Here is a 19,897-nt window from a genome sequence, read left to right on the forward strand (position 1 = left end):
AGATGAAATATAGACTTTTCCGAGAACAGCAATTAAACTGCGATCTAGAAACGGCATGGAAATTCTTTTCCTCCGCCAATAACCTTTCCGAAATCACTCCAAAAGATATGGGATTTACTGTCCTGACAGAACTGGAAGATGATGAAATTTATAAAGGAATGCTCATAGATTACTATGTTTCCCCGTTATTTGGGATTAAGATGAAATGGCAGACAGAAATTACCCATGTGGATTTTCAGAAAAACTTTACTGATTTTCAGAAAAAAGGACCGTATAGATTATGGAATCACCATCATGAGTTTATTCCGAATGATGAAGGTGTTTTAATGAGGGATACGATAGATTATGAACTTCCTGCAGGATTTCTTGGAGAAATAGCCCACCGTCTTTTTGTCAGAAAGAAACTGGAGTATATTTTTGATTACCGTTTCCGGGTACTTAGCAGACTGTTTTAAAATATCCGCAAGATCTTTGATTGGATATTGGAAAGTGGCCTGTGGAATGGCAGGCAGAAAAACGGAGCTATAAGTACCCTTTGCCATTCCGAAGGAATCTCGACATCATGGTTGAAAACATTCATTTTTCTTGATTGTTTAAGTTTTTTTAACATTTGAAACGGCCTGAACTCCATCTAAAATTCGTACTTTTGCGCCACTATCGTTTTTACTAAAAAACAAAGCGTTCTCTTTGACATGGCAGGTCTGAAGTCATTTATCATTTTTTATATTATGCTGGTTTTTACCCTTTTCAATTCGAATTGGGTAGAAAATTCCTTGCAAAATATTCCTCATGTACCCCATGTCAGTAATATCTATCTATTAGATGTTTTTGAGGATGCTGATATGAATACCCACGCATTAGCTGCTGCCTCGAAAATCATAAAACATTCAGCACCTAAAAATGACTGCACGGCAGGTGACTTTTCAGCCATCTTAAAACTGAGCCCGAAAATTACACTTCCCAATATTGCAGTCTCTATTATCTGTGGGGTTAAGTCTTTTCTCCATCTCCTCCAATTGTATTAATGTAAGTTATTGAAATTCAGTTTATTTATCGAAATTTTATAACTAAAACATGTTACAATGTATTTTAAAAACGTAATAATTTGCACTTTTGCAATATTATTCGCTGTGTCATGCAGTAAAGACAAGAAAAAAAACAACCAAAACGAGAAGGAAGTTCCTGTTCTTGAAATCAAAGAAAAAGATACCCTGGTGAGCAATCAGTTTGTCACCGATATCCAAGCTAAGAAGAATGTAGAAATGCGTTCCAGGATTGGAGGGATCATACAGCATATATATGTCAATGAAGGACAGTTTGTGCACCAGGGACAGGCTTTATTCAAAATCAATGATGCCGAACTTCAGATGGAGCTTTTAAAGGCAAATGCGGCCTTAAAACAAACCGAAGCCGATGTTCGTATTGTGGAAGTGGAACTGAAACAGATCCAGAGTCTGTATGCTAAGAAATTTGTGGCCAGCAACGAGCTGGAGATGGTAAAGGCAAAATTATCATCCGCTAAAGCTAAGCATGCCTTTGCTGATGCTGAAAAAAGGACTGTTCTGCAAAAAATAAGCTTTACAAAAATCACAGCTCCTTTTGACGGAGTCATTGATGTTATTCCCCTTAAAGATGGAAGTCTCGTGGAAAATGGGACTTTATTAACCACTTTATCCCAGCTTAATGAGGTGTATGCTTATTTTTCAATCCCTGAAAATTTATATTTTGAGCTTTTAGCTAATGATAAGATAGGAAGCCATCAGAAAATTGAACTGACACTGCCCAATGGCGTTAATTACCAGTTTAACGGAGCACTAAAAACTGCCGAAGGAGAAATAGACAGAACGACAGGTTCCATACGGTATAAAGTATTATTTCCCAATCCTGACCGCTTGATCAAACATGGTACTTCCGGAAAGCTGATTATTTCCGAACATCAGGGAAATGCCGTTTTGATTCCTCAAAAATCAACATTCTCCATTCAGGATAAGATGTATGTTTTTGTGGTGGATAAACACAATAAAGTAAAGATGACCAATATTAAGATTGGAACTACCCTGAGAGATTCTTATTTGGTAGAAAATGGTCTTAAAAAGGGTGATTTAATTATTTATGAGGGTACACAGTCTTTAAAAGACGGTGATATAATCAAAATTAAAAAGAAGTATTAACCTTTCGTAATCTTTAAATCAACTAACAATGGTAGAAATGTTTATAAGACGAAAGGTTCTTTCGTTGGTTATTTCCATATTATTTGTCCTCCTGGGAATTATGGCCCTGATGAAAATGCCCATTACCCAGTTTCCGGATATTGTACCCCCTTCTGTTACTGTAACCGCGAAATATACCGGGGCTAACGCCGAGGTATCAGCCAATGCTGTTGCTCTTCCGCTGGAACGTGCCATCAACGGAGTTCCGGGAATGACGTATATGTCTACAGTAACATCCAATGATGGTCTTACCCTGATCCAGGTATTCTTTGAAGTGGGAACAGATCCCGATGTGGCTGCAGTGAATGTTCAGAACAGGGTGACAACAATCCTCGATGAACTTCCTGAAGAGGTGATCAGAGCTGGTGTAACCACTGAAAAAGAAGTGAACAGTATGCTGATGTACCTCAACATTACAAGTACAGATCCAAGCCAGGACGAGCAGTTTATCTACAACTTTACAGATATCAATGTTCTTCAGGAATTGAAACGTATTGATGGAGTAGGACGTGCAGAGATTATGGGACAGAAAGAATATTCGATGAGAGTATGGCTGGACCCGCAAAAGATGGCAGCGTACAGTATTTCAGCAGATGAAGTGATAAATTCATTACAAAAACAGAATATTTCTGCGGCTCCCGGAAAAGTAGGGGAAACGTCAGGAAAAACGTCCAGTCAGCTTCAGTATGTAATTAAGTATAAAGGTAAATTTTTTGAACCCAAGCAATACGAAGAAGTTCCTATCAGATCTGATGTAGACGGAACTATTTTGAAGCTTAAAGATATTGCTAAAGTAGAATTTGGGGCCATGAATTACGGAATGGTTTCCAAGACAGACGGAAGACCTTCGGCTTCTATTATGATGAAGCAGCGTCCTGGTTCCAATGCCTCTGAAGTCATTGAGAGTGTAAAGGCCAAAATGGAAGAACTGAAAGTTTCCTCTTTCCCTCCGGGAATGGAATATAATATGGCATATGATGTTTCCAGATTCCTGGATGCCTCCATTAGTGCGGTACTGACAACCCTTATTGAAGCCTTTATTCTGGTAGGAATTGTTGTATTTATTTTCCTTCAGGACTGGCGTTCAACACTGATTCCGGTATTAGCCGTTCCTGTAGCACTTGTAGGAACTTTTGCGTTCATGAATATGCTGGATTTCTCGGTAAACCTGCTGACGTTATTTGCTTTGGTTCTTGCGATTGGTATTGTGGTGGATAATGCAATCGTCGTCGTAGAAGCCGTCCATGTTAAAATGGAGGAGGGAATGAATGCCATGGATGCTACGGTAAGTGCTACAAAAGAAATTGCGGGAGCAGTAGTTGCGATTACAATTGTAATGTCTGCCGTATTTATTCCTGTTGCATTTCTTGACGGTCCGGTTGGTGTATTCTACCGCCAGTTTTCATTAACTCTGGCCATCAGTATTGTTATTTCTGGGGTGAATGCACTAACGCTTACTCCGGCACTTTGTGCTATTATTTTGAAACCACATGACCATAATAAGAAAAAAAACGTGATTGACAGGCTTTTCCAAAGCTTTAATACAGGTTTTGACCGGTTGACAAACGGTTATGTAGGCATTTTATCAAAATTTGCAACAAGAACTACAGTAACCTTTGGATTATTGTTCCTGTTCATCGGGCTTACCTTTGTAACCAGTAAGTTTCTTCCGACCGGTTTTATCCCTATGGAAGATCAGGGAATGGTGTATGTGAGTGTTACCACCCCCCAGGGTGCAACAGTAGAAAGAACGGAAAAAGTGTTGGATGAAGTAACGATTATTGCAAAGAAAATAAAAGGTGTAGAAAACGTAACAACGCTTGCCGGATACAGTATTGTAACGGAAATTGCCGGTTCATCCTACGGAATGGCGATGATTAACCTTAAAGACTGGAAAGAAAGAGATATTTCAGTGAATGATCTGATCACGGAGCTTTCTGAAAAAACAAAGTCTATTGCAGATGCACAGATTGAAATCTTTGCACCACCTACAGTTCCCGGATTTGGAAATACAAGCGGTTTTGAATTGCGTTTACTGGACAGAACCGGCGGAACTATTGAGAATACAGATAAAATCACGAAAGATTTTGTCAAAAAACTGAATACTGCCCCGGAACTACAAAATAGCTTTACCAGCTTTGATGCTACTTTCCCGCAATATATGATCAATATCGATTATGATATGGCAGCTAAAAAAGGAATTTCCGTAGATAATGCTATGTCCACTTTACAGACGATGCTTGGATCTTATTATGCCACCAATTTTATCCGCTTCAGCCAGATGTATAAAGTGATGGTGCAGGCAAGCCCGGAACATAGGGATACTCCTGAAAGTATTCTGAATCTCTATCTGAAGAATGATAAAGGTGAAATGGTTCCTTTTTCAACATTTATTACCATGGAAAAAGTATATGGTCCCGAAGTGTTGACAAGGTATAATATGTATATGTCTGCAATGATTAACGGAGAACCTGCAGATGGCTACAGCTCAGGAGATGCAATTGCAGCTGTAGAACGGGTCGCTAAAGAAAGCCTTCCGAGAGGATTTGATATAGAATGGTCGGGGATGACAAGAGAAGAAATTTTGTCCGGAAACCAAACCGTGTATATCTTCCTGATCTGTCTGTTGTTTGTATATCTTCTCTTAGCTGCACAATATGAAAGCTTCCTTCTTCCGATGCCGGTGCTGTTAAGCTTGCCTACAGGGATTTTTGGATCTTATTTCGCATTGGTACTGGCTGGGCTGGATAATAATATTTATGCCCAGGTGGCCTTGGTCATGCTGATCGGGCTTTTAGCTAAAAATGCAATTCTTATCGTAGAATTTGCGGTGGCAAGAAATAAACAGGGCTTTGATATTATACCGGCTGCTATTGAAGGAGCAAGACAGCGTTTGAGGCCTATTCTGATGACTTCCTTTGCTTTTGTAGCAGGACTTATTCCGCTTTGTATTGCTTCCGGAGCAGGGGCAATAGGAAACCGTTCCATTGGTACGGCTGCGGCAGGAGGAATGCTGATCGGAACTATTTTCGGATTAGTTGTTATTCCGGGGCTGTATATATTCTTTGCAAAACTTGAAAATAAGAAGAAAGATGAGAAGATTAAACCATAGAAATATATTTTACGGAATTACTTTATTGAGCATGGTTTCATGTGCGGTTCCAAAAGTTGCCACGTTGAAAAAGGCAAAGACACTGCCTGAAGAAGTAATAAAGACAGGAAAAAAAGAAAATGTAGATGAATTCCAGCAGATTAATCTGAAAGCTTATTTTTCAGATCCCCTTTTGTTGGAACTTTTTGATCAAGTAGTACAGGCTAATCCTGATTTTCAGATTGCCCAGCAAAGGGTAGAAATTGCAAACAGTTTTCTGCAGCGGTCCAAGATGGATCTTTTACCTTCTCTTGATGTAGGTGCTGAAGCTTCGGGGAACCGCTATGGAAAATACACAATGGAGGGAGTAGGAAATTACGATACCAACCTTTCTCCCAATATTACCGAAGAGCAGAAAATTAATAGAAACTTCACTCCTAATTATTGGCTGGGAGCAAGAAGCAGCTGGGAAATTGATGCCTGGGGAAAGCTTAAAAACAGAAAAATTGCTGCCCAAAAGAAATACCTGGCTTCTACAGAAGGGCTTAGGCTGCTGCAGGTAGAGCTTTTTACAGATATTGCCAACCTGTATTATCAGCTGGTGACCTTAGACAATCGTCTGGCTATCTATCAAAAGAACTATAAGCTCCAGCAGAGGGCCTTTGAAATTGTTATGGCACAAAGGGAAGTGGGAAAGGCTACAGAACTTGCGGTACAGCAATTTAAAGCTCAGAATAACAACTGGCTGGCAGAAATAGAACATATAAGAGTAGAGATTGTAACTGTGGAACAGGCCATTACCACATTGACAGGGAGCTATGGAGGAGATGTGAAGCGAGGAAAAATGCTGATGCCTACCAATATGGATATTTTAAATAAAACCATTAATGTGGAAGGTGTAGTTCATTCCAGACCGGATGTAGCTGCCAATTATTATGTATTGGAAGCTTCTCAGGCAGATGCCAAGGCAGCAAGAGCCGCTTTTTATCCTAAAATTGATCTCGGAGCAGGTTTCGGACTGAACTCTTTTTCTGTAGAGACTTTATTTAAACCAAGTTCATTAGCCGGACAATTGCTGGGAGGCTTAATGGTTCCTGTTTTTAATAAAGGACAGCTGAAATATGAATTTAAAATAGCCAATACAGAGCAGGAAATAGCCTTTCTTAACTATCAGAAGAGTATTACTACTGCATTTAACGAACTTCAGTCTATTTTAAAGCAAACAAAAATCTACGAAAGGGTTTTGAAACTGAAGTCAGAAGAAGTTGGATTTCTGGACAGAGGGGTGGAAGTCTCCAATGACCTGTATTTAACAGGATATGCCAACTATTTTGAACTGATCAATTCCCAGAAAAGTAAATTGACCGCAGAGCTTGACCTGCTGCAGTTTCAGCATCAGAATACCAGAAATAATGTTTTACTGTTTAAAGCATTAGGAGGTAAACTGGACTGATTTTATAATAGTAACCATTAAGAGGCAATGCTGTTCTCCTTATAGTATCTTTTGAAGATTTTATTTTTTAGCAGCCCTGTTTCTTAATGGTTTTAAAACAAAAACAATTTTGCCGGTTTGAAAAACTGGCCCATTTTTATTTTTTACGATGAAGAAAGCCACCTTTTTGAGGTGGCTTTTATTTTTATAAGATCGTTGTAATTATTTGATCACTTGGATATTGACTGCAGAAAAACCTTTTGGCGATTTTTCTTTTTCAAAAGATACTTTGTTTCCTTTTTTTACAAGCTCTGTACAGTTGTTGTTGTGGAAGAAAATATTTTCTTTTGAATTGTCTTCAGTAATGAAGCCATATCCTTTTTCACTGTGGAATGTGATGATTCCTGTTTTACGGATATCTTCTTCAATAATCGGAGCTGCCCCTAGCTGAATTTCTTCAAGGTTTACCTCCTGTCTTTCTTCAGGTGGAGTAGAAGTTAATCTTCCGAATTCATCTACATACATGAATACATCCTCCATATCCTTTCCTTTGTTGTTGTTCGTTTTACGCTCTTCGCGTCTCAACGCTTTTTCTTTTTGCTTTTGAATTTTTTTCTTGAAATTTTCCTTTTTAGAAAAAGAATCTGCCATAAATTATTTTTAGTATTTAGTTTCTAATATATTGTTATTGATTCAGTGTATTTAGCTTTATATTTATAGAGCCTACTGATGCTTCCTGTCTTGGATTCTCCCTATCATACAGAGCTTTAAAATTCCGATAAGTTGTTCTTAGTAGAAGAATTAAAGTTAAAAATATGGTTGCTTTAAAAGCAAAGGCTGAATAAAATGATATTCGGCCGTGGCAGAAAACAAGTAGTAATTTAGCTATTAATATGCAAATATACAACAATAAAATGAATAATACGGTTTTAAATAATTGATTATCAGAAATAGATTCCATGGAAACAGCTGTATGCATGGTATAAAAGACAGGTTTCAATCTTTTTCCGGAACAGAATAGTAACAAATCCCCAGCAAGCTGAGGATTATGAAACTATATTATAGAAATGAAGTGGTGATAATATGGATGGGTGAATATCAAATGCTATGCCTAAAACTCACTGTTGAAGGAGATCTGCAGCGATTAATAAGGTTGAAAATAGAAAGAATTATTTGTATCTGTCTGAGAAATAATAAAGTATTCATGAAATTCTTTTTTTTGAAATAATTAAATATTTTTTTATTCCGCATCAGGTGTTATGCCCAATTGACAGGATGAAACATAAATACCGAAAAATTCACCATACTGAGATGACTTTTATTTTTCACCTTTGTTTCATTAACATTTAAATAATAAGAATAATGTCAGCACAAGATGTAAAAGGAAAAGTTGTTTTAATTGCCGGAGGAGGGAAAAACCTTGGTGGATTATTAAGTAAAGGTTTTGCCGCCAAAGGAGCAAAATTAGCAATACACTACAATAGTGAAAGTTCTAAAGCTGAGAGCGAAAAAACACTTGCTGAAGTTCAGTCTTTAGGAGCAGAAGCATTTTTGTTTCAGGCTGATCTGACGAAAGTAGAAAATGTAACTAAGTTTTTTGACGAAACCATTTCAAAGTTTGGAGGAATTGATATTGCAATCAATACAGTGGGGATGGTACTGAAAAAACCATTTGCAGAAACTACAGAAGAAGAATATGATAGAATGTTCAACGTCAATTCAAAATCTGCTTATTTCTTCCTGCAGGAAGCCGGGAAAAAACTGAATGATAACGGTAAGATTTGTACTATCGTCACTTCATTACTTGCCGCTTATACAGGATTGTATTCCACATATGCAGGAGCAAAGGCACCGGTAGAACATTTTACAAGAGCGGCTTCTAAAGAATTCGGTGGAAGAGGAATCTCTGTAACTGCTGTGGCTCCAGGTCCTATGGATACACCTTTCTTCTATGGGCAGGAAACGGATGATGCAGTGGCTTATCATAAATCAGCTGCTGCTTTAGGAGGACTTACCGATATCAAAGACATCGCTCCATTGGTAGAGTTTTTGGTAACAGAAGGTTGGTGGATCACCGGGCAGACTATTTTTGCTAACGGAGGATATACAACCAGATAATCCAAGAAACCTGTAATCAATAACAAAACCACTGAATTATTTTCAGTGGTTTTGTTATTGATTCTAAAAAGAAACCCATACAATTAAGAGGTTTACTTTTCCTTTTCCCAAAATACTTTTGATAATAATGGACAGTCCCAGAAGTACAAATGGGGTATTTTGAATCTGCTCATAATTTTGTTAAGTAGAAGCTCTGTAGACCAATTCTGCATCCATTGTAACTGATCGGCTTGCGGCTGAACTATCTTTGATTTTTTCCAGTGCCAGTTCTGCAGCTTTTTCACCCATTTTCTCCAGGGGCTGTTGTACACTGGTTAATTGAGGATATACCATTGACGATAATTCGGTTCCGGAAAAGCTTGCGACAGCCACATCTTCAGGTATTCTTATCTTTTGCTCGAGAAGATAATTCATGACCCCCATTGCTAAGGTATCACTAAATGCAAAAATACTGTCAAATTCTATATTCTTATCCAATAGTTGTTTGATTATATCTCTTCCATGCTGAACGGTCATCCCATTAGCCTGTATAATAAGGTTTTCATCAAAGATGTTGTATTTCATAAGAATACGTTTGTATCCATTCATTCTTTCCGTAACATTCCGGATGGTTGTAGGACCCATGATATAAACAATTCTTTTTCTCCCTGTTTTAATTAAATGTTCTACCATTAATGATGCTTTGATAGAATCATTAACAATTACTTTCGAAACATCTAAGGATTGATGGGGGAGTCTGTCAAAGAATATTAAAGGGATTCCCTGTCCCATAATATGTTGATATATGCCGTTGTTATAGGTTTCATGACAGAGGTTGATAATAATGGCATCCACATTAAACTCTTCCAGTAGTTGTAGATTTTTTCTTTCTATAAGAGGATCTTCATCTGATTGGGTGATGATAATCCGGTATCCAAGTGGATACAATATATTCTGAATTCCTTTAAGAACTTTTGCCGAAAAAGGAGTGATCATTTCAGGTACAACAAATCCGATAGTCTTGGATTGTCCGGACTGAAGACTTAGCGCAGTAAGGTTTGGTTTATAGCCCATTTTATGTGCTGCGTCCAATACCCGTTTTCTTGTTTCATCATTAACATTTTTGTCATGAAGGAGTGCTCTGGAGATGGTAGAGGTAGATAATGACAAAAATTTAGACAGATCTTTAATAGTAATACGCTTCATTAGACCTTACTTTTCGCCAAAAATAACAAAAAAATATGCAATTGGGAACGTTCCCTAAATTTTGGGAACGTTCCCAATTTAAATTTTTAAAAAAAACTAATGAATTAACTATTTGTTAATATAGTTTTAGCGGATTGATTAATCCGTTAATAATTTATTGCTTATGAATAAGATGTATTGTAATGATGATTTACTTGAAATTCGTGCAGGGATTTTACACATTGGTGTAGGAAACTTTCACAGGGCTCATCAACAATTTTATACCCATATGCTGTTGCATGAAAAGGATCAGCAGAGTTGGGGGATTTGTGGAGTTTGTTTACTGCCTTCAGATGAGAAGATCGTAAATAATTTAAGGGCTCAGGATCTCAAATACTCGCTGACGGTTTGCGGAAGAAACGGGAAAAACGAAGTGCATAAAATATACTCATTATGTGAATTGATTTGGGGAGTTGAAGATCCGGATGCAGTAGTCAGAAAAATTGCCGACGACTCGATTAAAATAATCACTTTAACCATTACAGAAGGTGGATATAATCTGGATAAGGAAACTGGAGAATTTATTCTGGATGATGAAAAAATAAAGTATGATCTGGAAAATCCTGCCAGCCCTACTACCGTTTTTGGTTTTATTGCAGAAGGGTTACGGAATAGAAAAGTGAAAAATGGAGGAGGAATTACCATACTTTCGTGTGATAATCTTCAGCATAATGGTGATACTGCAAAGAGAGCCTTTACGGCATTTATAGAAGCACAGGATAAAGACCTTGCAGCATGGGTAAAAGAAAATGTGACTTTCCCCAATAGTATGGTAGACCGTATTACTCCTGCCACAACTCCCGAAGATATCGAAAGACTGAACAAAATGAATGGGACGAATGACAAAGCTCCTGTTTATTGTGAAGATTTTGCACAATGGGTAATAGAAGATTGCTTTATGGCTGGAAGACCTGCCTGGGAGAGAGTAGGAGTAGAATTTACGGATGATGTCACCGCCTTTGAAAATATGAAACTGAGCCTGTTGAATGCTTCACACAGTCTGTTGTCTTATCCGTCTTTTCTGATGGGATATCGAAAAGTAGACCAGGCAATGGAAAACAAAGATCTGGTACAATTTATCCGAAATTTTATGGATATTGATATTACACCATTTGTTCCCGTCCCTAAAAACACAGATTTAGAAAATTATAAAGAAACACTTATTGAAAGATTTGCCAATCACAGTGTCAGCGACCAGGTAAGCCGTTTGTGCTCTGACGGAGTTTCAAAATTTCCGGTTTATATTATTCCTAATCTTGGTAAAATGATAAAAGAAGGGAAAGATCTTACAAGGCTTGCTTTTCTTATTGCTTCCTATAGACATTACCTGAAATATAAAACAGATGACCATGGAAATACTTTTGAAGTGTCTGAACCCTGGCTGACTATCAATGACGAGTTACTTATTGCTAATGAAAATCCCCTGGATTTTTTAGAATTATCAGCTTTTAAAGGAGTTCATCTGAAGACTACTGAACAATTCACAGATCTGTATATCCGGTTTGTACAGGATATCAGAAACTCAGGAATCGATTGGGTTTTACAATCAATCATAAAATAAAAGGCCATGCAAGTAAATACTAATATAAGTTCTTCAGAAAATAAGACAAACAATGCCATATTGCCCTTTGCAATCATCACCTTTATTTATTTCATTGTAGGCTTTCTGACCACTGTGAATGAACAATTGCAGGCACCTCTGAAGTTCACTTTTCTAAGTCATGCGGGTAGTCTGAAAAATACATTTACCACTCTAATTTCCTTTTTCTTCTTTCTGGGCTATCTTTTGAATGGAACATTGGGAAGTAAATGGGTCAATGCATTTGGATATAAAAATACGATCCTGCGCGGTCTTTTTTTTATGATTTCAGGTCTTTTTATGTATTTATGCTCATCCTGGTTTGGGGGGCAGTATCCGGATTTAAAATTCAGTATTAAGGACGCTGTTATTCCGTTTGGATTTATCATTTTCGTTATAGGATCCTATTTAATGGGGACTTCTGCCGCCATTATTCAGGTAGTTGTAAATCCTTATGCCGCATCATATGAACTGAAGGGAACCCAGCCGGTACAGCGTCTGAATATTCTGACAGCCATTAATTCTATCGGGACCACTTCTGCACCATTTTTTGTTACGGTGATCATGTTCAGTGGAATTTCCATTGAAAATATAGAAATCAGACAGCTGCTACTTCCTCTATCAGCACTTATTGTATGCATATTAATTGTAATTGTGATTACCAAAAAGCTTCACCTTCCTGATATTGCCCATACAAGAGTAGTAGGAGAAGAAAAACTGGAAAGAAGTATCTGGTCATTCAGACATTTTGTATTGGGGGTTCTGGCGATCTTTTTTTATGTTGGAACTGAGGTGGCTATTGGAGCCAATATTAACCTATATGCCTTTGAGCTGATGGATTCTGGGCATCCCATTACATTTTTCGGAAAAACAGATATTATTGTGGGTGGGGTAGATTTAGGAATTCATGCATTACTGTCTACATTATACTGGGGAGGCTTTCTTGTAGGAAGGGCGATATCAAGTTTCCTCACTAAAATTTCAGCAAGGACACAATTAATAACCACAACAATTCTTGCGACGATTCTTGCCCTAACATCTATGATGACACAAAACCTTTGGTTTCTTGTAGCAATCGGTCTTCTGCATTCTTCTATGTGGAGCTGTATCTATACCCTTTCCATAAAAGGACTGAATAAGTATACATCAAAAGCATCAGGTATTTTTATTTCTGCAGTATTTGGCGGGGCTGTGTTTACCCTTATCCAGGGTGGCCTGGCAGATATTTTAGGTTCATGGAGATGGACGTGGGTGCTTACTGTAATCTGCGAATTGGTGATGCTGACTTATGCTTTGTTTGGATCAAGGATAAGAGAAAAAGACCTTATTCACTAGTTCACAATCATCTATTTTCTTAGAATCATTTTATTATCCTGTATGTAATTACCGGATAGAGAATGCTTGGTGTTTATATTAAAAAATACTTAGGTCATGCTAAAATTTATTGTATTGCTTTTTCCCACGATTATAGGAAGTGTATTTTTGAATGCACAGGAGATACATTCTGCTTTACAGCTTCGAAACAGTCATTTATGGCGTGGTATTGAAGTTTCTGCAGGGTTGGTTTATACAGGAGATGTCCATTTGGATTATAAGAACTTTTATGGAGGGTTCTGGGCTGGTGGTAATGTGAATGGTTCTTATAAAGAATTTAATAATTATATAGGATACAGAAATAAACACCTTACTTTAGAGTTATGGGATATTTATAATTTTTCACCCGATGCTTCGTATAATAACAAAGAATTTTTTAATTATTCGGCAAGGGAAACCGGGCGCTTTTGGGATCTGAGATCTTGCTATTTCATAAGTGAAAAGTTTCCGTTAGTTCTTAGTTGGAACACTGTTGTTTTCGGGAGAGACAGGAACAGTGACAATACAGAGAACAAATATTCATCATTTGTCTCGGGAGAATATCCTGTGTATAAGAAAGAAAACCTGGAAGTGAGAGGAAGAGTGGGATATGGCTTTGCATTAAACAACAGCAACGGCGAAAAGAATAATTTTTTTGCTAAAGAAGAAGGATTCAATGAAGTGAGCCTTATTATTTCAAAAAACTTTACCATTGAAGGATATAAAATACCCATTGGAATATGGGGGATGTGGAATCCGGTAAACAATAATGCATTTCTGCAGTTTTCTGTACAGGTCTATTCATTCTGAAAAACAGAGATGAATTTAAGAAGTCTATTAACAATACATTTATTATTTTAAAATAATGGAAGATAAAAAAAATAAAGCAGTCTGCTTTGGAGAAGTTCTTTGGGATATTTTTCCAGGAGAACAGAAAAGAGTAGGGGGAGCCCCTTTTAATGTAGCATACCATCTTTCCCGGATGGGTGTTGAGACCCATATGATCAGCAGTGTTGGTGATGATCAGCTTGGGCATGATCTGTTACAGAAAATGAAAAACTGGAACATTTCCACAGAACACATCCAGATAAACACAGAGTACGCTACCAGTACCTTTATTGCTTCAATGGATGAGAATAATGATGCACATTATGATATTGTAGAAAATGTTGCCTGGGATTTTATTGATACGACCAATGCTGATGAGGAAATCCTCAATAAAACGGATGTTTTGGTGTTTGGAACACTGGCAGCGCGAAATGAGAAATCCAAAAACACATTATTCCATTTACTGGAGCTTAGTTCTTACAATGTTTTTGATATTAACCTTAGAGAGCCATATTATGAGATTAGCATAATTAAGGATCTGCTGCACAAAGCAAATCTTGCAAAGTTTAACAAAGCAGAATTGCGCATGATGTTGGATTTTTTAGGTAAAACATATACCAATGAAGAAGACAGTATACATTATTTACAGGATCAGTTTGACCTCCAGGAAATTATTATTTCTAAAGGAAGTAAAGGAGCTCTGTATGCTGATAAGGACGATTTTTATCTCTATCCTACCATCCCGGTTACCATAAAAGATACTGTTGGAAGTGGTGACTCTTTTTTAGCCGGGTTTTTATCAAAAAAACTGGAAAAAGGAAGTTCTGTGGATGAAACAATGATACAGGCTGTATCGCTCGGAGCTTTTATTACATCACAGGAAGGGGCATGCCCTGAATATACCGTCGAAGATTTTAACAGATTTAAAAGTGAATACCCTCTTTCGGCTTTGAAATAAATCAACAGGCTATACACTAATTTAAAATGATTCTTGAAGAAACATTTTATACCTTTAATTGCACAATTAAGACAGAAATTAGTATGCATCATCAGTTGGAAAAACATTATGTAAACAGGGTAGGCTGGCTTAGGGCAGCTGTTTTGGGAGCTAATGACGGATTGCTGTCCACTACAAGTATTGTTATTGGGGTTGCAGCCGCAGAACCGGAGCGTCATATCATTATCCTGGCCGCTTTAGCAGGCATGATTGCAGGGGCCATGTCTATGGCTGCCGGTGAATATGTGTCTGTAAGTTCACAGGAAGATACGGAAAAAGCAGATTTAATCCGTGAAAAACGTGAACTTGAAGAAATGCCTGAAATAGAACTTAGAGAATTAGCTAAAGTGTATGAAAGAAGAGGATGTACCCAGGAAACAGCAATGCAGGTTGCTATAGAGCTCACAGCACATGATGCACTAGGCGCTCATGCCCGGGATGAATTGGGAATCAATGAAATCACACAGGCAAAACCTTTACAGGCAGCTGTTGCTTCGTTTGGATCTTTTGCAGTGGGAGCTTTATTGCCTTTTATGGTCTCTTTACTGGCTCCTATCAAACAGATGATCTATTTTCAATATGGTTTCTCCATTATATTCCTTATGTTGCTAGGAGCAATTTCTGCCAAAACAGGCGGTTCAGATATTAAAATTGCCATGCTCAGAATTTGTTTCTGGGGGACAGTAGCAATGGGAATTACAGCATTGGTAGGCCGGTTTTTTGGCGTGAGTGTAGCATAAATCCATATTTTTTTGATCTGCTGAGCACGAAAAATGAAATTAAAATAAGCAAAAATAAAGAGCAGGAATTCACGACGGACAGCGTGTTTGAAGATCTTTATAAAGAAAATAAGATGAGCTCAACAGGGTTCATCTTATTTGCTTTTATTATAGGAATTTTACTTTTTTTGAAAGCTAATCTTTTGATTTACAAATAATAAAAAACCTAACAAGTGTTAGTCGTAGAAATACTACACTTTTCCAGATTTACACTTAAATATTCTTTCAGTCTGGTAAATACTTCTAATTTTGGTGATATAACCAACCACAAATCACAAAATATTAACGATTAAAATTTACGATCATGGCAGAAAGAAATTCAAGAGGAATTCTAAAATTCAACAACGGTGAAGGACAAAAGTTATTAAAACTTAATTATACGGTAGCCCGTGCTACAGACGTGTCCGGTAGAGTAGCATCTGATCCTTCTAATGCTCTTATTAAAATTACAGTAGAAGCTACGGAGAAATCTGATATTCTTGAAAGTCTTCTTAACGGAAAATACAAACCTACAGTAGGGGAAGTGACTTTCAACAAATCTCACGAAGAAGGAACACTGACAACATTAAAATGGACTAACGGGTATGTCATCCAGCACGAAGTAGATTTCGATGCCGTAGATGAAAACAGTATGTACATCAGTTTTGTTGTAAGTGCAGAACAAATTGATCTTGGTAATTCAGCTTATAATGGGGCTTGGCCTACAGCATAAGAATCTGATCTCTTAAAATTAACTCAACATAAAACAGAATGGTGCTACAAAGATGCTGTTCTGTTTTTTTGTCTGTAATTATTTCCATCGGGACATCATAAATGGACAAGCAGCTTTACCTTTTTTAAAAATTCTATAATTTTAAACATAAAGCTGATAGTGTGAATTTTATATTGTGAAAAATTCATAACTTTATGAAAAGGTCATTTGTTTTTTAATTTTTTTTATTAAATAAATTCCCCGAAAACACCTTACATAATATGAATAAAAATACCTCGAATTCAGATAAGATTTCCGAGAATCATATTCCCGGAATCAACCGTGTGGTTAAACTGGATATTGTAATAGAAGGCAAAATCATCAAGCACTTTAAGCATTTTCGTTTACAGCAAAGTGTAAAAAAACATCATGATTTTGAACTGACTTTAGCTCATGATACCCTGGATGGAAGACAAAACCATGATCTGGAAGAAGCTCAACAGTTTTTAGGAAAACGTTTAACAATAGTTTTTAAATATAAAGATGTGGAAGGAAGTCCGGAAAGGACCTTTGTAGGAGTGATCACAAAAGTGGGTTTCAGCCAGGAAAATCATAATCTTGGAAATATTGTTTTGAAAGGCCATAGCCCTACCATTCTGCTGGATGCAGCTCCCCATACACAAAGTTTTGGAGGAGGTCAGCCTGTTAATATGGGAATCATTGCAGAGGAAGTTATCAAACAGGGAATAGAAAATACTAAGTTTGATGTAAAAGTAAATGCCAAAGCTTCTTCCCAGATCCTCTACAGTGCTCAGTATAACGAAACTCATTATAATTACCTCTGCAGAATGGCTGAAGCCTATGGCGAACAGTTCTATTATGATGGCGAAGTACTGCACTTCGGAAATATGCCACCTCAGAATAAAGCATTGGAACTGGTGTATGGAAGCAATGTTTCTGATGTGAATGTTGAATTAAAGGCAGTTCACATCAAACCCAGTTTTTATGGATATAACAGCAGCTCAAATGCTAAACTCTCTTCAGGAGAAACTCCTATAAAACATGTAGGAAATTTAGCAAAAACGGCTTACCAGAATAATGATGGAATATTCAAAACTCCGGCATTACAGGTAGCTCCCATAAAAGCAGCAACCGATATGGATGTTGTTATTTCCCAAACCAGTACAGCCGGAAGTAAGGCGGTAGAAGTCTTTACGGTTTCAGGAGGAACAACTATTCCTTTTTTATATCCGGGATGCGTTGCCGATATCAATATGCGAAAAACAGATACTAATCAGACGTCCTATTTTACAAAGCTCATGATGACGGAAGTGATTCATGAGGTAGATGCTTTAGGACGCTATACAGGAAGATTTGAAGCAATAGCCTCAGATACTGGATTTATCCCGAAACCTGATTTTACTGTTCCTGTGGCGCAACCTCAGATTGCCACCGTCATATCCAATACAGACCCGCAGGAACAGGGAAGGGTAACTGTAAGATTTGACTGGCAGCTTAATGATACGACCAATTTCATCCGAATGATGGCTCCTGATGCAGGAGGAACAGATCAGATTACCCAAAACAGGGGGTATGTGGCTGTACCTGAAGTAGGCGATCAGGTGATGGTTGGTTTTGTACATAATCACCCTGACCGTCCTTTCGTGATGGGAGGAATGTTTCATGGAGGAACAGCTATGGGTGGCGGTGTCAATAATCATTTGAAATCTATACAGACCAGAAGCGGAATCAGGATTTTAATGAATGATGCAGAAGGGAGTGTCAATATTATCGACCCTAGCGGAAATAATTATTTTATGGATGGAAAAGGTAATATTGTGGTCACTGCCCCTAAAAATATGACGTTCAATGCAGGAGAGAATCTTAATATTAATGTAGGAAAAGATATGAAGACCAGTGTGGGAAATGATCATACAACTACTATTATCAATGATCACAGATTTACCTCAAAAAATTATAAACAGACGGTCAATGAAAATAAAACCATTAATGTAACGGGGGATCTAAAAGAAACAACTTCTACCACCACCCATAAAGCAAAAAATGGCGATATTTTGTTACAGAGCTCAGGAGTGGCGAAAATGCTGGGTAAGATAGATGCTAAGGTGAATAAAGGATAAAAAATGTTTAAAAAAGCGCTGATCTCTTTCTTTTCATCGGTCTTATCGGTAGTGGCTCTTGTCATTATTGAATTAGGTTTTATGGATCTGACTACAGAGTATAGTCACGGAGATTATGGATGGGTTGCCCTTTGGTTGATTTTTGCTTTTTTTCCGGTATTATTTGCTCTGCCGTTTGTAATTGCTTCTAAACGTAAACAAAACGAAATAAATGATTTTGTTTTATTTTGTTTTTACTCTTTTTGTATATGTTTTCTTGTGATATCGTTAATTTTAGTGATTATCCTTCCGTTGATGTCATAAGACTCATTAGGTAACAACAATTAAGAGTAAATTATTTAAAAAAATGTAAGGTATTAATAATGAATAAACTAATAAAATATCTATTAAGCTTTTTATTTTTTACCCAGATCTCGTGTCAGGAAAAAAAAGACCATAAAAAAACTGAAACTATGACAAAATATGAATGGACTGAGGGAACTTCTGCCCCTTTAGGATATCCGATGGAAGTATACAAAGGGGGAATGGAATGCGAAGGGGGAGAATGGGTAGGATTAAGCTTTGGTATCGCTCCCGGGAGCCGCCCCTGGGGTTCAATTAATCATGGGATGGGGAATGGTTTTAAAAGTCTTCCCTCCCGTTTGGATTTTATCTGGATGTCTTATATGGAGAACCAGTTTTACATGATTGATACTGCTATTGATACCGCTAAGATTAAAGAGTATTTCAGTAAAGGCTATCAGGTAAAAGTAACGAATGGAAGTGGTGAAATTGAGCATTTAAATTATAACAATATTGCTGTAGGAATGGCTCCGGGGGGTGTGGTTGTAGTCTGGGTAGTCGGTGTTGGGGTTCAGAAGGAAGTAGGCCGATATCAAGGGAAAAAAGTGACGATTCCTGAATCGGAAATTGCTAAGCTGGACAGCCATGAGAACCGTTTTTGGAGGAAAGATTACCTTGATGAAGTATTTAATAATGGCAAGGTTATCCCTGTTGAGGTAAGAGAAAAAAATAAAGGAAAATCTATTCCATTTGGTTTATGGGATACCTACAGAATACGATACAGCTGGAAACCGGTTTTCGAATTACCGGAAAATGCTAAACTCAACCCATTGACAGATATTGGAATATCAGCAATTAATGGCGAATGGGAACAGCTTGATGCATCGAAAATCTCTTTGGTTGGGAATGAGTTAAGAGCAATACCCAGAAGTATTGGTTTCGACTTTATGGGTGCTGATAATAAAAAATATGGAGCAGATTGTGATCTGAATGAAAAGTCAGCTTTTGAAGCCTATAAGACTGTGTTTGGAAATGATCCTAATTCAACTAAAGCTAATATTATTGTAAAGGTTAATGAGTCTAATAGCTACTTTACGATAATGCTAAAAGGTGAAAATGGTAAAGAAGCTTTCATAAAAGCAGATAAAATAGAAGTTTTCTAAAACAAAAAC

17 protein-coding genes are annotated in these 19,897 nt (G+C 37.3%); 15 read left to right on the top strand and 2 right to left on the bottom strand.

Annotated features, from left to right (window positions below; all coding sequences use genetic code 11):
- Nucleotides 1-2 precede the first annotated feature (2 nt).
- From DRF57_RS09835 to DRF57_RS09855, 5 genes are all read left to right on the top strand, one after another.
- Nucleotides 3-455, top strand: a complete 453-nt coding sequence (locus DRF57_RS09835; protein WP_047487632.1) for an SRPBCC family protein — start codon at nucleotides 3-5, stop codon at nucleotides 453-455.
- Between the two features lie 237 nt (nucleotides 456-692).
- The gene (locus DRF57_RS09840; RefSeq protein ID WP_047487635.1) at nucleotides 693-1,025 is read left to right on the top strand and encodes a hypothetical protein; all 333 of its coding nucleotides are present in this window, start codon (nucleotides 693-695) and stop codon (nucleotides 1,023-1,025) included.
- A 105-nt stretch (nucleotides 1,026-1,130) separates the two neighbouring features.
- Complete coding sequence (locus DRF57_RS09845) at nucleotides 1,131-2,171, top strand: efflux RND transporter periplasmic adaptor subunit (RefSeq protein ID WP_228450404.1); 1,041 nt, start codon at nucleotides 1,131-1,133, stop codon at nucleotides 2,169-2,171.
- A gap of 28 nt (nucleotides 2,172-2,199) precedes the next feature.
- Nucleotides 2,200-5,322 carry an efflux RND transporter permease subunit gene (locus tag DRF57_RS09850; RefSeq protein ID WP_084086194.1) on the top strand — a complete coding sequence of 1,041 codons (3,123 nt, stop codon included), beginning with the start codon at nucleotides 2,200-2,202 and terminating at the stop codon, nucleotides 5,320-5,322.
- On the top strand, nucleotides 5,303-6,754 hold the full coding sequence (locus DRF57_RS09855) for a TolC family protein (RefSeq protein ID WP_115918248.1): 1,452 nt from the start codon (nucleotides 5,303-5,305) through the stop codon (nucleotides 6,752-6,754). The genes DRF57_RS09850 and DRF57_RS09855 overlap by 20 nt, the downstream gene beginning before the upstream one ends.
- Nucleotides 6,755-6,955: 201 nt before the next feature.
- Here DRF57_RS09855 and DRF57_RS09860 read toward each other — a convergent pair whose 3' ends face one another.
- Nucleotides 6,956-7,384: a cold shock domain-containing protein gene (locus DRF57_RS09860; protein WP_047487645.1), complete on the bottom strand. Its 429-nt coding sequence runs from the start codon at nucleotides 7,382-7,384 to the stop codon at nucleotides 6,956-6,958.
- Between the two features lie 711 nt (nucleotides 7,385-8,095).
- Between DRF57_RS09860 and DRF57_RS09865 the strand changes: the two genes are divergently transcribed.
- On the top strand, nucleotides 8,096-8,851 hold the full coding sequence (locus DRF57_RS09865) for an SDR family oxidoreductase (protein WP_047487648.1): 756 nt from the start codon (nucleotides 8,096-8,098) through the stop codon (nucleotides 8,849-8,851).
- Between the two features lie 180 nt (nucleotides 8,852-9,031).
- On the opposite strand, the gene DRF57_RS09870 is transcribed toward DRF57_RS09865, so the two are convergent.
- Nucleotides 9,032-10,036: a LacI family DNA-binding transcriptional regulator gene (locus DRF57_RS09870; protein ID WP_115918250.1), complete on the bottom strand. Its 1,005-nt coding sequence runs from the start codon at nucleotides 10,034-10,036 to the stop codon at nucleotides 9,032-9,034.
- Nucleotides 10,037-10,199: 163 nt separating this feature from the next.
- On the opposite strand from DRF57_RS09870, the gene DRF57_RS09875 reads away from it, so the two are divergent.
- From DRF57_RS09875 to DRF57_RS09915, 9 genes are all read left to right on the top strand, one after another.
- The gene (locus DRF57_RS09875) at nucleotides 10,200-11,636 is read left to right on the top strand and encodes a mannitol dehydrogenase family protein (protein ID WP_115918252.1); all 1,437 of its coding nucleotides are present in this window, start codon (nucleotides 10,200-10,202) and stop codon (nucleotides 11,634-11,636) included.
- Between the two features lie 6 nt (nucleotides 11,637-11,642).
- Nucleotides 11,643-12,989 carry an MFS transporter gene (locus DRF57_RS09880; RefSeq protein WP_115918254.1) on the top strand — a complete coding sequence of 449 codons (1,347 nt, stop codon included), beginning with the start codon at nucleotides 11,643-11,645 and terminating at the stop codon, nucleotides 12,987-12,989.
- Nucleotides 12,990-13,085: 96 nt separating this feature from the next.
- Complete coding sequence (locus tag DRF57_RS09885; RefSeq protein ID WP_115918256.1) at nucleotides 13,086-13,817, top strand: hypothetical protein; 732 nt, start codon at nucleotides 13,086-13,088, stop codon at nucleotides 13,815-13,817.
- A 55-nt stretch (nucleotides 13,818-13,872) separates the two neighbouring features.
- A complete protein-coding gene (locus DRF57_RS09890) occupies nucleotides 13,873-14,793 on the top strand; it encodes a carbohydrate kinase family protein (protein WP_115918258.1) in 921 nt (306 codons plus the stop codon).
- Nucleotides 14,794-14,876: 83 nt separating this feature from the next.
- Nucleotides 14,877-15,572: a VIT1/CCC1 transporter family protein gene (locus DRF57_RS09895; protein WP_047487920.1), complete on the top strand. Its 696-nt coding sequence runs from the start codon at nucleotides 14,877-14,879 to the stop codon at nucleotides 15,570-15,572.
- Between the two features lie 343 nt (nucleotides 15,573-15,915).
- Nucleotides 15,916-16,323, top strand: coding sequence for a type VI secretion system tube protein TssD (tssD, locus tag DRF57_RS09900; protein WP_047487665.1), 408 nt, complete (start codon nucleotides 15,916-15,918; stop codon nucleotides 16,321-16,323).
- A gap of 260 nt (nucleotides 16,324-16,583) precedes the next feature.
- Entirely contained in the window at nucleotides 16,584-18,443 is a 1,860-nt protein-coding gene (locus DRF57_RS09905; protein ID WP_115918260.1) for a type VI secretion system Vgr family protein, read from the top strand.
- A 3-nt stretch (nucleotides 18,444-18,446) separates the two neighbouring features.
- Entirely contained in the window at nucleotides 18,447-18,746 is a 300-nt protein-coding gene (locus DRF57_RS23980) for a hypothetical protein (RefSeq protein ID WP_123863308.1), read from the top strand.
- A 59-nt stretch (nucleotides 18,747-18,805) separates the two neighbouring features.
- Nucleotides 18,806-19,888, top strand: coding sequence for a DUF2931 family protein (locus tag DRF57_RS09915; RefSeq protein ID WP_115918264.1), 1,083 nt, complete (start codon nucleotides 18,806-18,808; stop codon nucleotides 19,886-19,888).
- Nucleotides 19,889-19,897: the final 9 nt, after the last annotated feature.

Source organism: Chryseobacterium rhizosphaerae (assembly GCF_003385455.1).
Taxonomy (GTDB): Bacteria; Bacteroidota; Bacteroidia; order Flavobacteriales; family Weeksellaceae; genus Chryseobacterium; species Chryseobacterium rhizosphaerae.

Coding starts and splice junctions, on each gene's coding strand:
- DRF57_RS09870 (WP_115918250.1), bottom strand. CDS start 10,036: ATGAAGCGTATTACTATTAAAGATCTGTCTAAATTTTTGTCATTATCT.
- tssD (WP_047487665.1), top strand. CDS start 15,916: ATGGCAGAAAGAAATTCAAGAGGAATTCTAAAATTCAACAACGGTGAA.
- DRF57_RS09835 (WP_047487632.1), top strand. CDS start 3: ATGAAATATAGACTTTTCCGAGAACAGCAATTAAACTGCGATCTAGAA.
- DRF57_RS09860 (WP_047487645.1), bottom strand. CDS start 7,384: ATGGCAGATTCTTTTTCTAAAAAGGAAAATTTCAAGAAAAAAATTCAA.
- DRF57_RS09865 (WP_047487648.1), top strand. CDS start 8,096: ATGTCAGCACAAGATGTAAAAGGAAAAGTTGTTTTAATTGCCGGAGGA.
- DRF57_RS09855 (WP_115918248.1), top strand. CDS start 5,303: ATGAGAAGATTAAACCATAGAAATATATTTTACGGAATTACTTTATTG.
- DRF57_RS09875 (WP_115918252.1), top strand. CDS start 10,200: ATGAATAAGATGTATTGTAATGATGATTTACTTGAAATTCGTGCAGGG.
- DRF57_RS09850 (WP_084086194.1), top strand. CDS start 2,200: ATGGTAGAAATGTTTATAAGACGAAAGGTTCTTTCGTTGGTTATTTCC.
- DRF57_RS09915 (WP_115918264.1), top strand. CDS start 18,806: ATGAATAAACTAATAAAATATCTATTAAGCTTTTTATTTTTTACCCAG.
- DRF57_RS09885 (WP_115918256.1), top strand. CDS start 13,086: ATGCTAAAATTTATTGTATTGCTTTTTCCCACGATTATAGGAAGTGTA.
- DRF57_RS09905 (WP_115918260.1), top strand. CDS start 16,584: ATGAATAAAAATACCTCGAATTCAGATAAGATTTCCGAGAATCATATT.
- DRF57_RS09880 (WP_115918254.1), top strand. CDS start 11,643: ATGCAAGTAAATACTAATATAAGTTCTTCAGAAAATAAGACAAACAAT.
- DRF57_RS09890 (WP_115918258.1), top strand. CDS start 13,873: ATGGAAGATAAAAAAAATAAAGCAGTCTGCTTTGGAGAAGTTCTTTGG.
- DRF57_RS09840 (WP_047487635.1), top strand. CDS start 693: ATGGCAGGTCTGAAGTCATTTATCATTTTTTATATTATGCTGGTTTTT.
- DRF57_RS23980 (WP_123863308.1), top strand. CDS start 18,447: ATGTTTAAAAAAGCGCTGATCTCTTTCTTTTCATCGGTCTTATCGGTA.
- DRF57_RS09895 (WP_047487920.1), top strand. CDS start 14,877: ATGCATCATCAGTTGGAAAAACATTATGTAAACAGGGTAGGCTGGCTT.